General features: G+C 70.0%; 23 protein-coding genes. All 23 read left to right on the top strand.

The window, feature by feature from the left end; genetic code table 11:
• The first annotated feature begins 2 nt into the window (after positions 1 to 2).
• A complete protein-coding gene (gene rpmC / locus AC6CH6_RS01160; RefSeq protein ID WP_017833304.1) occupies positions 3 to 278 on the top strand; it encodes a 50S ribosomal protein L29 in 276 nt (91 codons plus the stop codon).
• Positions 275 to 565: a 30S ribosomal protein S17 gene (rpsQ, locus tag AC6CH6_RS01165; protein ID WP_017833305.1), complete on the top strand. Its 291-nt coding sequence runs from the start codon at positions 275 to 277 to the stop codon at positions 563 to 565. The genes rpmC and rpsQ overlap by 4 nt, the downstream gene beginning before the upstream one ends.
• A gap of 355 nt (positions 566 to 920) precedes the next feature.
• Entirely contained in the window at positions 921 to 1289 is a 369-nt protein-coding gene (gene rplN, locus AC6CH6_RS01170) for a 50S ribosomal protein L14 (RefSeq protein WP_017833306.1), read from the top strand.
• A gap of 2 nt (positions 1290 to 1291) precedes the next feature.
• Positions 1292 to 1636 carry a 50S ribosomal protein L24 gene (gene rplX / locus AC6CH6_RS01175; RefSeq protein WP_109268117.1) on the top strand — a complete coding sequence of 115 codons (345 nt, stop codon included), beginning with the start codon at positions 1292 to 1294 and terminating at the stop codon, positions 1634 to 1636.
• Entirely contained in the window at positions 1636 to 2205 is a 570-nt protein-coding gene (rplE, locus tag AC6CH6_RS01180) for a 50S ribosomal protein L5 (RefSeq protein WP_017833308.1), read from the top strand. The genes rplX and rplE overlap by 1 nt, the downstream gene beginning before the upstream one ends.
• A gap of 85 nt (positions 2206 to 2290) precedes the next feature.
• Entirely contained in the window at positions 2291 to 2689 is a 399-nt protein-coding gene (gene rpsH, locus AC6CH6_RS01185; protein ID WP_017833309.1) for a 30S ribosomal protein S8, read from the top strand.
• Between the two features lie 23 nt (positions 2690 to 2712).
• The gene (gene rplF, locus AC6CH6_RS01190) at positions 2713 to 3249 is read left to right on the top strand and encodes a 50S ribosomal protein L6 (RefSeq protein WP_031282950.1); all 537 of its coding nucleotides are present in this window, start codon (positions 2713 to 2715) and stop codon (positions 3247 to 3249) included.
• 2 nt (positions 3250 to 3251) lie between these two features.
• The gene (gene rplR, locus AC6CH6_RS01195; RefSeq protein WP_017833311.1) at positions 3252 to 3623 is read left to right on the top strand and encodes a 50S ribosomal protein L18; all 372 of its coding nucleotides are present in this window, start codon (positions 3252 to 3254) and stop codon (positions 3621 to 3623) included.
• Complete coding sequence (rpsE, locus tag AC6CH6_RS01200; protein WP_017833312.1) at positions 3620 to 4351, top strand: 30S ribosomal protein S5; 732 nt, start codon at positions 3620 to 3622, stop codon at positions 4349 to 4351. The genes rplR and rpsE overlap by 4 nt, the downstream gene beginning before the upstream one ends.
• Complete coding sequence (rpmD, locus tag AC6CH6_RS01205) at positions 4351 to 4560, top strand: 50S ribosomal protein L30 (protein WP_017833313.1); 210 nt, start codon at positions 4351 to 4353, stop codon at positions 4558 to 4560. The genes rpsE and rpmD overlap by 1 nt, the downstream gene beginning before the upstream one ends.
• Positions 4561 to 4562: 2 nt before the next feature.
• A complete protein-coding gene (rplO, locus tag AC6CH6_RS01210; protein ID WP_133409341.1) occupies positions 4563 to 5051 on the top strand; it encodes a 50S ribosomal protein L15 in 489 nt (162 codons plus the stop codon).
• Positions 5052 to 5319: 268 nt separating this feature from the next.
• A complete protein-coding gene (gene secY / locus AC6CH6_RS01215; RefSeq protein ID WP_031282952.1) occupies positions 5320 to 6630 on the top strand; it encodes a preprotein translocase subunit SecY in 1311 nt (436 codons plus the stop codon).
• 85 nt (positions 6631 to 6715) lie between these two features.
• Complete coding sequence (locus tag AC6CH6_RS01220; RefSeq protein ID WP_498253762.1) at positions 6716 to 7279, top strand: adenylate kinase; 564 nt, start codon at positions 6716 to 6718, stop codon at positions 7277 to 7279.
• Positions 7280 to 7396: 117 nt separating this feature from the next.
• A complete protein-coding gene (gene map, locus AC6CH6_RS01225) occupies positions 7397 to 8233 on the top strand; it encodes a type I methionyl aminopeptidase (RefSeq protein WP_368796623.1) in 837 nt (278 codons plus the stop codon).
• 50 nt (positions 8234 to 8283) lie between these two features.
• The gene (gene rlmN / locus AC6CH6_RS01230) at positions 8284 to 9456 is read left to right on the top strand and encodes a dual-specificity RNA methyltransferase RlmN (protein WP_031282953.1); all 1173 of its coding nucleotides are present in this window, start codon (positions 8284 to 8286) and stop codon (positions 9454 to 9456) included.
• A 263-nt stretch (positions 9457 to 9719) separates the two neighbouring features.
• Positions 9720 to 9941, top strand: coding sequence for a translation initiation factor IF-1 (gene infA, locus AC6CH6_RS01235; RefSeq protein ID WP_017833319.1), 222 nt, complete (start codon positions 9720 to 9722; stop codon positions 9939 to 9941).
• A gap of 55 nt (positions 9942 to 9996) precedes the next feature.
• Complete coding sequence (rpmJ, locus tag AC6CH6_RS01240; protein ID WP_017833320.1) at positions 9997 to 10110, top strand: 50S ribosomal protein L36; 114 nt, start codon at positions 9997 to 9999, stop codon at positions 10108 to 10110.
• A 168-nt stretch (positions 10111 to 10278) separates the two neighbouring features.
• Complete coding sequence (rpsM, locus tag AC6CH6_RS01245; RefSeq protein ID WP_017833321.1) at positions 10279 to 10647, top strand: 30S ribosomal protein S13; 369 nt, start codon at positions 10279 to 10281, stop codon at positions 10645 to 10647.
• Positions 10648 to 10729: 82 nt separating this feature from the next.
• Complete coding sequence (gene rpsK, locus AC6CH6_RS01250; RefSeq protein ID WP_017833322.1) at positions 10730 to 11134, top strand: 30S ribosomal protein S11; 405 nt, start codon at positions 10730 to 10732, stop codon at positions 11132 to 11134.
• A gap of 137 nt (positions 11135 to 11271) precedes the next feature.
• Positions 11272 to 12279 (top strand): DNA-directed RNA polymerase subunit alpha, encoded by a 1008-nt coding sequence (locus AC6CH6_RS01255; RefSeq protein WP_133409344.1) that lies wholly within the window; start codon positions 11272 to 11274, stop codon positions 12277 to 12279.
• Between the two features lie 67 nt (positions 12280 to 12346).
• Positions 12347 to 13108, top strand: coding sequence for a 50S ribosomal protein L17, sunset domain variant (gene rplQ / locus AC6CH6_RS01260; protein WP_031282955.1), 762 nt, complete (start codon positions 12347 to 12349; stop codon positions 13106 to 13108).
• Between the two features lie 103 nt (positions 13109 to 13211).
• Complete coding sequence (locus AC6CH6_RS01265) at positions 13212 to 14180, top strand: tRNA pseudouridine synthase A (RefSeq protein WP_498253763.1); 969 nt, start codon at positions 13212 to 13214, stop codon at positions 14178 to 14180.
• 295 nt (positions 14181 to 14475) lie between these two features.
• Positions 14476 to 14919, top strand: coding sequence for a 50S ribosomal protein L13 (gene rplM, locus AC6CH6_RS01270; protein ID WP_017833326.1), 444 nt, complete (start codon positions 14476 to 14478; stop codon positions 14917 to 14919).
• Positions 14920 to 14934 lie beyond the last annotated feature (15 nt).

The following is a 14934-nucleotide window of genomic DNA, read 5'->3' on the forward strand; positions in this document are numbered from 1 at the left end:
GAATGGCTGTTGGATCCAAGGATCTGAGCATCGAGAACCTCGCGGCCCTCGACAAGGACTCTCTGGGTGAGGCGCTGCGCAAGGCCAAGGAGGAGCTGTTCAACCTCCGCTTCCAGTCCGCAACCGGTCAGCTCGAGAACAACGGCCGCCTCAAGGCCGTCAAGCGCGACATCGCGCGCATCTACACGGTGCTGCGTGAGCGCGAGCTCGGCATCCGGCCCCAGGCGGGCTCCGCCGAGACCACCGCCGAGACCACCTCCGAGGAGGACGCCAAGTGACCGAGCAGATCAACAACGAGGCCGAGCAGGCCGACGAGCGCGGTGACCGCAAGAGCCGTCGTGGCTACGTGGTCTCCGACAAGATGGACAAGACCGTCGTGGTGCAGCTGCAGGACAACGTCAAGCACTCGCTGTACGGCAAGGTCATGCGCCGCTCCTCGAAGGTCAAGGCCCACGACGAGCAGAACGCCGCCGGCGTCGGCGACCTCGTCCTGATCTCCGAGACCCGCCCGCTGTCCGCGACCAAGCGGTGGCGGATCGTGGAGATCCTCGAGAAGGCCAAGTGACCCGAGCTCGCTAGAGCCGGCCACGGCCCCGACGGCCCGTCCCCTCCACGAGGGGGCGGGCCGTCGCCCGTTCACCGCCCGCACGGACGGCGCCCCGCCTGTGCTAGGCTGGTGAGCTTGTATGGGCGGAAATCTCTGCCCGTGCAATCCACAGCTCTTCGTGCCAGCGCATAATGACCGCGTGCAGGGCGCCCCCGTGCCACCTGGTGGCGGGTTCAGATGCTCCTGGCATGGAGGGCTGGGCCCGGTCCGGCGTGCGCGCCGGGGGAGGGCACATCATCCGACAAGCTGTTCCGCAAGGCCCGCACCGTGCTCTCGATCGGTGTTGGAACCGGCGTGACGACAGGAGTAATCAGTGATTCAGCAGGAGTCGCGACTGAAGGTCGCCGACAACACGGGTGCGAAGGAAATCCTCACCATCCGTGTTCTCGGTGGATCCGGACGTCGCTACGCAGGCATCGGCGACATCATCGTCGCCACCGTGAAGGACGCGATCCCCGGCGGGAACGTGAAGAAGGGCGACGTGGTCAAGGCCGTGATCGTCCGTACCAAGAAGGAGCGCCGTCGTCCGGACGGCTCCTACATCAAGTTCGACGAGAACGCCGCAGTGATCCTGAAGAACGACGGTGACCCCCGTGGTACCCGCATCTTCGGCCCCGTGGGCCGTGAGCTGCGCGACAAGAAGTTCATGAAGATCATCTCGCTGGCCCCGGAGGTGCTCTGACCATGGCGAAGTTCAAGATCAAGACCGGCGACCTGGTGCAGGTCATCTCCGGCAGCAAGGACAACAAGGGCAAGCAGGGCAAGGTCCTGCGCGTGATCCCCGAGACCTCCCGCGTGGTCGTGGAGGGCATCAACGTGATCACCCGCCACCGCAAGGCCTCCATGCAGGGCGAAGCCGGCGGCATCGACAAGGTCGAGGCCCCGATCCACGTGTCCAACGTGGCGCTCGTGGACCCGGAGACCAACAAGCCGACCCGCGTCGGCCACCGCACCGAGACCGTGGAGCGCGACGGACGCCAGAAGACCGTCCGCGTCCGCGTCTCCAAGAGCACCGGCAAGGACCTGTGATGACCGAAACCACCGAGATCAGCGTGTCCCCGCGCTTCAAGGACAAGTACCAGGAGACCGTCGTGCCCGCGCTGCAGGAGCAGTTCGGCTACGGCAACGTCATGGAGATCCCGCGCGTCGTCAAGGTCGTCGTGAACATGGGTGTCGGTGACGCCGCCAAGGACTCGAAGCTCATCGACGGCGCCGTCCGCGACCTCACCGCCATCACGGGCCAGAAGCCGCTCGTGACCCGGGCGAAGAAGTCCATCGCGCAGTTCAAGCTCCGCGAGGGCATGCCGATCGGCGCGCACACCACGCTGCGCGGCGACCGCATGTGGGAGTTCCTCGACCGCCTGGTGACCCTGGCCCTGCCGCGCATCCGCGACTTCCGGGGTCTGTCCGACCGCCAGTTCGACGGCAACGGCAACTACACCTTCGGCCTCACCGAGCAGTCCATGTTCCACGAGATCGACCAGGACCGCATCGACCGGGTCCGCGGCATGGACATCACGGTGGTCACCACCGCGAAGACCGACGACGAGGGCCGCGCGCTGCTGAAGGCGCTCGGCTTCCCCTTCAAGACCAACTAATCTCGCTACGTTCCAGGTCCGGCCGGGCGCCCACGGGCGCCGCCAGGTGCGGAAACCGGGACGAGGAAGGGCACGTGCCCCCAAAATGACAATGACAGATCCTGTCGCGGACATGCTGACGCGTCTGCGCAACGCCAACTCCGCCTACCACGACTCCGTGAGCATGCCGTACTCGAAGCTCAAGGCTCGCGTGGCGGACATCCTCAAGGCCGAGGGCTACATCGCGGACTACAAGGAGGAGGCGGCGGAGGTCGGCAAGACCCTCACGCTCTCCCTGAAGTTCGGCCCCAACCGGGAGCGCTCCATCGCGGGCGTCCGGCGCATCTCCAAGCCGGGCCTGCGCGTCTACGCCAAGTCCACCAACCTCCCCAAGGTCCTGGGCGGCCTGGGCATCGCCATCCTGTCCACCTCTTCCGGGCTGCTGACCGACAAGCAGGCCGCGAAGAAGGGCGTGGGCGGCGAAGTCCTCGCGTACGTCTGGTAACCCGGAACAGAAAGGAAGAGAACATGTCACGTATCGGACGTCTCCCCATCTCTGTGCCGGCCGGTGTGGAGATCAAGATCGACGGCAACGTCGTCTCCGTCAAGGGCGCCAAGGGCGAGCTGCAGCACACCGTTGCCAGCCCGATCACCGTCGCGCTCGACGACAGCACCCTCACCGTCACCCGACCCGACGACGAGCGCGAGTCCCGCTCGCTGCACGGTCTCACCCGCACCCTGATCGCGAACATGATCCAGGGCGTCACCCAGGGCTACACCAAGGGCATCGAGATCGTCGGCACCGGTTACCGCGTGCAGGCCAAGGGCCAGGACCTCGAGTTCGCCCTCGGCTACAGCCACCCGATCACCTTCAAGGCGCCGGAGGGCATCTCGTTCGCCGTCGAGGGCGTCAACAAGCTCTCGGTCAACGGCATCGACAAGCAGCAGGTCGGCGAGGTCGCCGCCAAGATCCGCAAGCTCCGCGCCCCCGAGCCCTACAAGGGCAAGGGCGTGCGGTACGCCGGCGAGCAGATCCGCCGCAAGGCCGGAAAGGCTGGTAAGTAACCATGGCTCTGAAGATCAAGGGCAAGTCCAAGGCCGCCGCCCGCAGCCGCCGCCACGTCCGGGTGCGCAAGCACCTGGCCGGCACGGCCGCGCGCCCGCGCCTGGTCGTCAACCGCTCCGCCCGCCACGTGTTCGTCCAGGTCGTCGACGACACCAAGGGTGTCACCGTCGCCTCGGCCTCCACCATGGAGGCCGACCTGCGCGGCGCCGACGCGGACAAGACCGCCAAGGCCAAGCGCGTGGGTGAGCTCGTGGCCGAGCGCGCCAAGGCCGCCGGTGTCGAGTCCGTCGTGTTCGACCGCGGCGGCAACAAGTACCACGGTCGCGTGGCGGCTGTCGCCGACGGCGCCCGCGAAGGAGGTCTGGCACTGTGAGCGAGCAGAACAACGAGAAGGAAACCCAGGTGACCGAAGCCAGCACTGCCTCCACGGAGGCGACCGGGGCCCAGCAGACCACCGAGGCCAACCGCTCCCAGGACTCCCGCGGCGACCGCGGGGGCCGCGGCGAGCGCGGCGGCCGCGGTGAGCGCGGGGGCCGCGGCGAGCGCGGCGGCCGCGGTGGCCGCGGCGGCCGCGACGAGGAGAAGGACAAGTTCCTCGAGCGCGTCGTGACCATCAACCGTGTCTCCAAGGTCGTCAAGGGTGGTCGTCGCTTCAGCTTCACCGCCCTCGTCGTCGTCGGCGACGGCAACGGCATGGTCGGCGTCGGCTACGGCAAGGCCAAGGAGGTGCCGGCGGCGATCTCGAAGGGCGTCGAGGAGGCGAAGAAGAACTTCTTCCGCGTCCCGCGTATCGAGGACCGCACGATCCCGCACCGCGTGCAGGGCGAGGCCGCCGCAGGCGTCGTCATGCTGCGCCCGGCGACCCCGGGTACCGGTGTGATCGCCGGTGGTCCGGTCCGCGCCGTGCTCGAGTGCGCCGGCATCCACGACGTGCTGTCGAAGTCCCTCGGCTCGTCGAACCAGATCAACATCGTGCACGCAACCATCGAGGCGCTCCGCCAGCTCGAGGAGCCGGCGGCCGTCGCGGCCCGTCGTGGGCTCCCGATGGACGAGGTCGTCCCCGGTCCGTTGCTGCGCTCGATCCAGAAGGCAGGTGCCTGATGTCCGGCAAGCGTATCCAGCCCGACGGCACGGAGCTGCGCATCACGCAGGTCCGGTCGGTGGTCGGCCAGAAGCAGAACATGCGCAACACCCTGCGGTCCCTCGGCCTCAAGCGGCCGGGCAACGTCGTGGTCCGCAAGGCCGACGGCGTGACCGCGGGCATGGTCAACACCGTCGCCCACCTGGTCAAGGTCGAGGAGGCCAAGTAACCATGGCAGAGAACACTGCTGAGAACACCGCTCAGAGCAACGAGAAGGTGCACGCGCTCAAGGTGCACCACCTGCGTCCGGCCCCGGGCGCGAAGACCGCCAAGACCCGCGTGGGTCGCGGTGAGGGCTCCAAGGGCAAGACCGCCGGCCGCGGCACCAAGGGCACCAGTGCCCGGTACCAGGTCAAGGCGGGCTTCGCGGGCGGGCAGCTTCCGCTGCACATGCGCCTGCCCAAGCTGCGCGGGTTCAAGAACCCGTTCCGCGTGGAGTACCAGGTCGTCAACCTGGACAAGCTCACCGAGCTCTTCCCGGAGGGCGGCGAGGTGACCGTGGAGTCGCTCGTGGCCCGCGGCGCCGTGCGCAAGAACCAGCCCGTCAAGGTCCTGGGCTCCGGCGAGATCGCGGTCGCGGTCGACGTGAAGGCGCACGCCTTCTCGGGCTCCGCCGCGGAGAAGATCGCCGCCGCCGGCGGCAGCACCACCGCGCTGTGAGCGCGGGCCGCGGGGCCGGGCGCACGCCCGGCCCCGCGGCACCCACGGATCAGGCCTCGTCCACGCCAGCGTGGGCGGGGCCTGATCCGTCGGCGGGCACGAGCCCGCCCCGTCGGCGCGCGCCCCCGGTGAGTCCCGGGCGGGCCGCGTTCGCTAGACTTGCCGGAGTCGTCCGCGCCCACCGGGCGCGGGGACCCCGGACCGAGCTCCCGCACCACCACACCCCCCGCCACCGGATGCCGGTCGGACCCAGTCTCTAGGAGGACATGTGCTCAGCGCTTTCGGACGGGCGTTGCGAACCCCCGACCTGCGACGCAAGCTGGGGTTCACCCTCGCCCTCATCGTGCTCTACCGCCTGGGCACGTTCATCCCGGCGCCGGGCGTCGACTACGGCAACGTGCAGCAGTGCCTGGCCCTCGGGACCACCACGGGCGGCGTGTACGACATGGTGAACCTCTTCAGCGGCGGCGCGCTGCTGCAGCTGTCGGTCTTCGCCCTGGGCGTCATGCCCTACATCACCGCGAGCATCATCGTGCAGCTGCTGCGCGTGGTCATCCCGCGCTTCCAGGAGCTGCACGAGGAGGGGGCGCAGGGGCAGACGCAGCTGACCCAGTACACCCGCTACCTCACCATCGGCCTCGCGCTGCTCAACGCCACCACGGTGGTCTCGCTCGCCCGGTCCGGCGCCCTGCTGGGGGACTGCCCCCTGCCGATCATCCCGAACGACACCTGGCTGACCGTGCTGATCATCATCATCACGATGACCGCCGGCACGGCGATCATCATGTGGCTGGGGGAGCGGATCACGGAGAAGGGCGTGGGCAACGGCATGTCGCTGCTCATCTTCACGTCCATCGCCGCGACCTTCCCCTCCGCGCTGGGCGAGATCCTCCGCACCCGGGGCTGGGGCGTGTTCCTCTCCGTGCTGGCCGTGGGGCTCGTGGTGATCACCTGCGTGGTGTTCGTGGAGCAGTCCCAGCGCCGCGTGCCCGTGCAGTACGCCAAGCGGATGGTGGGCCGGCGCACGATCGGCGGGACCACCACCTACATCCCGCTCAAGGTCAACATGGCCGGTGTCATCCCCATCATCTTCGCGTCCTCGATGCTGATGCTCCCCGGCATGCTCGCCCAGTTCGGCATGCCGGACGACGGCACGGACATCCCCGGCTGGGTGAACTGGATCAACACCTACCTCGTCACCGGCGACCACCCCGTGTACATGGCGATGTACTTCCTGATGATCGTGTTCTTCACGTACTTCTACGTGTCGATCACGTTCAACCCGGAGGAGGTCTCCAACAACATGAAGCGCTACGGCGGCTTCATCCCGGGGATCCGCGCGGGACGGCCCACCGAGAAGTACCTCGCCTACGTGCTCAGCCGGATCACGTTCCCGGGCGCCCTCTACCTGGGCATCGTGTCGATGATCCCCCTCGTGGCGCTCGTGCTGATCGACGCGAACCAGAACTTCCCCTTCGGCGGTCCGTCGCTGCTGATCATGGTGGGCGTGGGCCTGGACACGGTGAAGCAGATCGAGGCCCAGCTGCAGCAGCGCAACTACGAGGGCCTGCTGCGCTGACCCCTCCCCGCCGTCCCCCGCCGGGGACGGCGGGCACGCCCCGGTAGACTGGGACGGCAGCCACCACCGACCGCAAGGAGACTTCATGACCCGCATGCTCATCATCGGACCCCCCGGCGCAGGCAAGGGCACGCAGGCCGTGCGCATCTCGGACCGGCTCGGCATCCCGGCGATCTCCACCGGCGACATCTTCCGGGCCAACATCAAGGGCCGGACCCCCCTGGGGCAGGAGGCCAAGAGCTACATCGACGCCGGTGACCTCGTCCCGGACTCCGTGACCAACCGGATGGTCCGCGACCGCCTCGCCGAGACGGACACCGCCGACGGCTTCCTGCTCGACGGCTACCCGCGCAACGCCGCGCAGGTGGACGAGCTCGACGCCATCCTCGCGGAGCTGGGGCAGGAGCTCGACGTCGTGCTGAAGCTGACCGCCGACCGCGACGAGCTCGTCCAGCGGCTCCTCGGACGGGCCCAGAAGGAGGGGCGCACCGACGACACGGAGGCGGTCATCCGGCACCGCCTCGACGTGTACGACGCCGAGACCGCCGTGGTCGTCGACGTCTACGACCGGCGCGGCATCGTCCGCGAGGTCGACGGGCTCGGGACCGTCGACGAGGTCTCCCAGCGGATCATGACAGCGCTGTCCTGACGCACCGTCCCGCACTGCGCACGCCGTGACACCCCCGGACACCCCCGGGGGTCTCACGTTTAACCCACGACAGCCGCGAGCTCCCCGACCGGGGGAGCGGCTCGGAAGGAAGACCGCATGTTCGGCCGCCGCCGGATCGAGTACAAGACCCACGCCCAGCTGCGCACCATGCAGCGCGCCGGGGTGGTGACCTCCCGCGCCCTCGACGCCGCCGTGGCGGCCGCCGTGCCCGGCGCGACCACCGCGTCCCTCGACGACGTCTTCCGCTCCGTCCTCGACGAGCACGGGGCGAGCTCCAACTTCCTCGGCTACTTCGGCTACCCCGCCGCGGTGTGCGTGTCCGTCAACGAGGTGGTCGTCCACGGCATCCCGGGGGACCAGGTGCTGCAGGAGGGGGACATCCTCTCCGTGGACGGCGGGGCCGTCGTCGAGGGCTGGCACGGGGACTCCGCGCGCACCGTGCTCCTGGGACGCCCGGACCCCGCGGACGCCGAGCTCTCCGACGTCACCCGCAACGCCATGTGGCACGGCATCGCGGCGGCGGCCACCGGCACGCACGTCGGCGACATCGGCGCGGCCGTGGAGGACTACGTGCGGAAGGCCTCCGGGCACCGCTTCGGGATCCTCGAGGAGTACGTGGGCCACGGCATCGGGTCCAAGATGCACATGGCGCCCGACGTGCTCAACTTCCGCAGCACCGACCGCGGGCCCCGCCTGCGCGCCGGCATGGCACTGGCCATCGAGCCGATGCTCGTGCGCGGCGGGATCGGCACCCGCGTGCTCGACGACGAGTGGACCGTGGTCACCACCGACGGCGCCCGCTCCAGCCAGTGGGAGCACTCCGTGGCCCTGCACGCCGACGGCGTCTGGGTGCTCACCGCCGAGGACGGCGGGGCCTCGGAGCTCGAGCCCCTCGGCGTGCGCCCCGTCCCGATCCCGGAGGACCTGCCGTGACCGGACAGCCCTCCACCACCCCGGACCCGCGACACCGCGAGGAGAACACCGTGGCCCAGCAGCCGCAGCAGAGCACCACCAGCACACCCGTCGAGCTCACCGTGAAGCCCCGGCCCGGTCAGCTGACCTTCGCCGCGCCGCGGCGCGGCAAGCCCCCGCGCCACCTCGCCGACTTCGACATGGCGGGCCGCCGGGAGTTCCTCGCCGAGCTGGGGCACCAGCCCTTCCGGGCGGGCCAGCTCTCCCGCCACTACTTCGACCGGTTCGCCACGGCCCCCGAGGACATGACCGACCTGCCCGCGGCCGGCCGGGAGGAGCTCGTCTCCCAGGCCCTGCCGACGCTGCTGACCACCGTGCGCAGCCTCGAGGCAGACCAGGGGGACACCGTCAAGAACGTGCACCGGTGCTTCGACGGCGCCACCGTGGAGTCCGTGCTCATGCGCTACACCCACCGGGTGACCATGTGCATCTCCTCCCAGGCCGGCTGCGGGATGAACTGCCCCTTCTGCGCGACCGGCCAGGCGGGCCTGACCCGCAACCTCTCGACTGCGGAGATGGTCGAGCAGGTCGTGCAGGGCGCGCGGATGCTGCGCGGCGGCAGGGTCGGCCGGGCCGAGCAGGAGCCGCTGCGCATCTCCAACATCGTGTTCATGGGCATGGGGGAGGCCCTCGCCAACTACAAGGCCTCGATCGGGGCGATCCACCGCCTCATCGACCCCTCCCCGGAGGGCCTCGGCATCTCGGCCCGCGGCATCACCATGTCCACGGTGGGCCTGGTGCCCGGGATCCGGAAGTTCACGCAGGAGAAGCTGCCGGTCACCCTGGCGCTGTCCCTGCACGCCCCGGACGACGAGCTGCGCGACGAGCTCATCCCGATCAACACCCGCTGGAAGGTCGACGAGGCCCTCGACGCCGCCTACGACTACTACCAGGCCACCGGCCGGCGGGTCTCGATCGAGTACGCCCTGATCCGCGACATCAACGACCACGGGTGGCGCGCCGACCTCCTCGGCGAGAAGCTCAACGCCCGCGGCGGGGGATGGGTGCACGTGAACCCCATCCCGCTCAACCCGACCCCCGGCTCCAAGTGGACCGCGTCGCGGCCCGGCGTGGAGCAGAACTTCGTGGAGCGGCTCCGGGCCCACGGCATCCCCACCACCGTGCGGGACACCCGCGGCTCCGACATCGACGGGGCCTGCGGGCAGCTCGCCGCGACCGTCTGAGCGCCGTCGTCCCCGGCACCGTTCTGCGGCACCGTTCCCCGGGGGCGCCTCCCGCGTTGCGGGAGGCGCCCCCGATCCCGTAGAGTGTCCTGTTGGTTGTCTGTGCTCCAGCGATTCCGCACACTTCGGACCACGCCGACCTCACCGTGCACCACGAACGGTGATGGTGCGCGCGTACGGGTCCGCTGCGGCGTTTAACGACGATGTACACCCGAAACCCTGCTCGCCGCCCCGGCGGGGGGCACCTGAAGTTAGCGGAGGATATGGCCAAGAAAGACGGAGTCATCGAGATCGAAGGCACTGTGGTCGAGGCTCTGCCCAACGCGATGTTCCGCGTTGAGCTGAACAACGGTCACCTGGTCCTCGCCCACATCTCCGGGAAGATGCGACAGCACTACATCCGGATCCTCCCCGAGGACCGCGTGGTGGTGGAGCTGAGCCCGTACGACCTCACCCGCGGTCGTATCGTCTACCGCTACAAGTAGGACCGGCGGCCGTCCGGGCCGCACACCACTCGAGAGAACGACGCGAAGGAATGCGATGAAGGTCCAACCGAGCGTGAAGCCGATCTGCGACAAGTGCAAGGTGATCCGCCGCAACGGGCGGGTCATGGTGATCTGCGAGAACCCGCGCCACAAACAGCGTCAGGGCTGACCCGCCCCGAGCTGCCCACGCAAGTGGATCGATAAAGGCACCGCTCCCGACCGGAGAGATCCAGGCGGGCGCCCCCGGTACAGAGGCCGGGGACCGGAGGGGACATGACGTCCCCGACCGGACAGCGATGCTCCAGACCTCTGGAACACCACAAGGAGAACTGCCGATATGGCTCGTCTCGCAGGCGTCGACCTCCCCCGCGAAAAGCGGCTGGAAATTGCGCTCACCTACATCTACGGCGTGGGTCGCACCCGCGCGCTCGCCACCCTGGACGCCACCGGCATCTCGGGCGACCTGCGCGTGCGCGAACTCACCGATGCCCAGCTCGTGGAGCTGCGCGACTACATCGAGGACAACTACAAGGTCGAGGGTGACCTCCGCCGCGAGGTGGCCGCCGACATCCGCCGCAAGGTCGAGATCGGCAGCTACCAGGGCATCCGGCACCGCCGCGGCCTGCCCGTGCACGGTCAGCGCACCAAGACCAACGCCCGCACCCGCAAGGGTCCGAAGCGCACGGTCGCCGGCAAGAAGAAGTAGCCCGCTGCCGCTCGTGCGCCAGGACCCCGCGGTCCCCCGAGCGGCCCACCACCACTCTTCCCGAACTTTGTAGGAGATCTCCATGCCCCCGAAGACTCGCGCAGCGGCTGCCCGCAAGCCCCGCCGCAAGGACAAGAAGAACGTCACCCAGGGCCAGGCCCACATCAAGTCGACGTTCAACAACACCATCGTCACCATCACCGATCCCTCCGGCGCCGTCCTCTCCTGGTCGTCCGCCGGCGAGATGGGTTTCAAGGGCTCTCGCAAGTCCACCCCCTTCGCGGCCCAGATGGCCGCCGAGGCCGCCGCGAAGCGCGCGCAGGAGCACGGCATGCGCAAGGTCGACGTGTTCGTCAAGGGCCCCGGCTCCGGGCGCGAGACCGCCATCCGCTCCCTGCAGGCCACCGGCCTCGAGGTCGGCTCCATCTCGGACGTCACCCCGAGCGCGCACAACGGTTGCCGCCCGCCGAAGCGCCGCCGCGTCTGATGTGAGCACGCCCACCGGGACCCTGCGGGGTCCCGGTGCGCATGCCGACAACGGACCGGGCACCGGTCCGCACCCATCAACTGTTTTCCACCATTTGCGCGCGTCATATAGCGGATGCCCGCTGAAAGGAAACATCAGTGCTCATCGCACAGCGCCCCACCCTCTCTGAAGAGGTCGTGGCCGACAACCGGTCCCGCTTCGTGATCGAACCGCTCGAGCCCGGCTTCGGCTACACCCTCGGCAACTCCCTCCGCCGCACCCTCCTGTCCTCGATCCCCGGTGCCGCCGTGACCAGCATCCGGCTCGACGGGGTGCTCCACGAGTTCTCCACCGTGGAGGGCGTGAAGGAGGACGTCTCCGAGGTCATTCTCAACATCAAGAAGCTCGCCGTCTCCTCGGAGCAGGACGAGCCCGTCGTCGCCTACCTGCGCAAGCAGGGCCCCGGCGTCGTCACCGCCGCGGACATCACGGCCCCGGCCGGTGTGGAGATCCACAACCCGGACCTGCACATCGCGACCCTCAACGCGAAGGGCCAGCTCGAGCTCGAGCTGACCATCGAGCGCGGGCGCGGGTACGTCTCCGCCGCCCAGAACAAGGCCGGGGACGCGGAGATCGGCCGCATCCCGGTCGACTCGATCTACTCGCCCGTCCTGAAGGTGACCTTCCGCGTGGAGGCCACCCGCGTGGAGCAGCGCACCGACTTCGACAAGCTGGTCCTGGACGTGGAGACCAAGGAGGCCATCACCCCGCGTGACGCCGTGGCCTCCGCCGGCACCACCCTGGTCGAGCTGTTCGGTCTCGCCCGGGAGCTCAACACGGCCGCCGAGGGCATCGAGATCGGGCCCTCGCCGACGGACGCCGCGATGGCCGCCGACATGGCGCTGCCCATCGAGGACCTCGAGCTCACCGTGCGGTCCTACAACTGCCTCAAGCGCGAGGGCATCCACAGCGTGGGTGAGCTCGTGGGCCGTTCCGAGGCGGACCTGATGGACATCCGCAACTTCGGCGCCAAGTCGATCGACGAGGTCAAGGCCAAGCTCGTCGACCTCGGGCTGTCTCTCAAGGACTCGCCCCCCGGTTTCGACCTCGCCGCTCGCGCCGCCGCGATCGACGACGAGAACCCGTTCGACGACGACGACCACTAGTCCTTCCCGCTGACGTCCCGACGGGTGCCCGCCCGGGCCGGGACACACTTCCAGGAGATCAACAACCATGCCTACTCCCACCAAGGGACCCCGCCTCGGAGGCGGACCCGCGCACGAGCGCCTGATGCTGGCGAACCTGTCGCAGCAGCTGTTCGAGCACAAGCGCATCACCACCACCGTGACCAAGGCGAAGCGGATGCGTCCCTACGCCGAGCGCCTGATCACCTTCGCCAAGCGCGGTGACCTGGCCGCCCGCCGTCGCGTGCTGGCGCAGCTGACCGACAAGTCCGTGGTGCACGAGCTGTTCACCACCATCGCCTCGGCGATGGAGGACCGCAACGGCGGCTACACCCGCATCACCAAGATCGGCAACCGCAAGGGCGACAACGCCCCCATGGCGGTCATCGAGCTCGTGATGGAGCCCGTCGCGACCAAGGCCACCGTGGCCGAGGCCGAGCGCGCCACCGAGAAGGCCGCCCCGGCCCCCGCCGCCCCGGTCGACACCCCGGCGGACTCCACCGCCGGTGAGGTCGCCGCCGAGGAGATCCCCGCCGACGAGCAGGCCCCCGAGGTCGGCTCCGAGCAGGCCGCCGAGGTCGCGGCCGAGAACTCCGACGCCGAGTTCCCCGGTTCGCGCGCCCCGCTCGAGTCCGGCGAGGCCCCCGAGGGCTTCGAGGTCAAGGGCAACAAGAACTCGATGAAGTACCACGTGCCCGGCTCGCGCTGGTACGCGGGCACCACCGCCGAGATCTGGTTCGACTCGCCGGCCAACGCCGAGGCGGCCGGCTTCCAGCCGGCCGGCGGCGCCGCCGCGCAGAAGCTGCGCTGACCGGACGACGCACGGACGGACACCGCGACGCCGCCGGGGACCTGGTCCCCGGCGGCGTCGTCGTGCCCGCCGGACCCCCTCCACCCCCTTCCAGGAGCTGACCATGAGCCCGTCCGATTCCCCCGTGCGCGTGCGGATCGACCTGGCCTACGACGGCGCGCCGTTCGCCGGGTGGGCCCGTCAGCCGGGCCTGCCCACCGTGCAGGGGGCCGTGGAGGACGCCCTCGCCGTGCTGGTCCGCCGGGACGTGCGGGTCGCGGTGGCCGGCCGGACGGACACCGGGGTGCACGCCCGCGGCCAGGTGGCGCACCTGGACCTGGCCCCGGCGGAGTGGACCGGTCTAGCCCGCGGCCGGGACGAGGACCCGGGGCGCGCGCTCGAACGCCGCCTCACGGGGGCCCTGGCCCACGTCCTGGGCCGCGGCCGCCGCGCGCAGTGCCTGCCCGAGTGCCCGGGCGCGGTCGTGGTCCGCCGCGCGGGCGCCGCCCCCGCCGGCTTCGACGCCCGCTTCTCCGCCGTCTCCCGCCGCTACAGCTACAGGATCGACGACGGCGCGGCGGGCCGGGACCCGCTGACCCGGCACCTGACGTGGTGGTCGAAGGACGTGCTCGACGTCCCCGTCATGGCCCGGGCGGCGCAGGAGCTGGTGGGGCTGCACGACTTCCTGTCCTTCTGCCGCCCCCGGGAGGGCGCCACGACGGTGCGGGAGGTCCTGGACGTGTCCGTCGAGCGGGACCGGGACGGGCTCGTGCTGCTGGGCATCGAGGCCGACGCCTTCTGCCACCACATGGTCCGCTCCGTCGTGGGCGCGGCCGCCCGCGTGGGCGCGGGCCGCGAGGACCCCGACTGGCTCGGCCGCCGGCTCGCGGAGCGGGTCCGGGACGCCAAGGCGCTGATGGCCCCGCCGCACGCGCTCGTGCTCGAGGAGGTCCGCTACCCCGGGGACGCCGCCCTGGGGGAGCGGGCCGAGCGCACCCGGGCGCGGCGCGCCCCGCTCGGCGACCCCGGCCGCGAGGAGCTCCGAGGAGATCCCCGCGACGCTCCCCGGGCGCCCCGGCACGGCGGAGCGTGAGCCGCCGCGGGCCCGGGCGCCCGCGGGGAGATTGACCGCCGCACCCTCCGGGTGTATGGCCCGAGTGGTCTTTGGCCGCTCCATCCGGTACCGTGGGGTGCTGTTGTGCGTGTCCCGCCTCGGTTCACGTGTACCCGGATCCGCTGTCCCGTTGCAGGACGCCTGGCGGTCCGGTGCACCGGGGTCTCGGGCACCGGATGCAGCTCGGCCCTCACCCGAGCCCCGGACGGCACACCGAGAAACGGCGTGATCCCAACTAGCGCCACCGAGATAACCCGAACGAAGGCAAACTAACGTGCGTACGTACACCCCGAAGCCCGGTGACATCCAGCGCCAGTGGCACGTCATCGATGCCACCGACGTCGTCCTGGGTCGCCTTGCCAGCCAGACCGCAACGCTGCTGCGCGGAAAGCACAAGCCGACCTTTGCTCCCCACGTGGACGCCGGTGATTTCGTCATCATCATCAACGCCGAGAAGGTGGCCCTGACCGGCTCCAAGCTCGAGAAGAAGCGGGCCTACCGCCACTCCGGCTACCCGGGCGGGCTCAAGTCCAGCTCCTACGCCGAGCTGCTGGAGAAGCACCCGGTCCGCGCCGTGGAGAAGGCCATCCGTGGCATGCTCCCGAAGAACAAGCTGGCCGCCCAGCAGATGTCCAAGCTCAAGGTCTACGCCGGCCCGGAGCACCCCCACGGTGCCCAGCAGCCGCAGACCTTCGAGTTCACCCAGGTCGCCCAGTAACCGGGCCTACGACAG

It is taken from the genome of Kocuria sp. GQ42, from assembly GCF_059758435.1.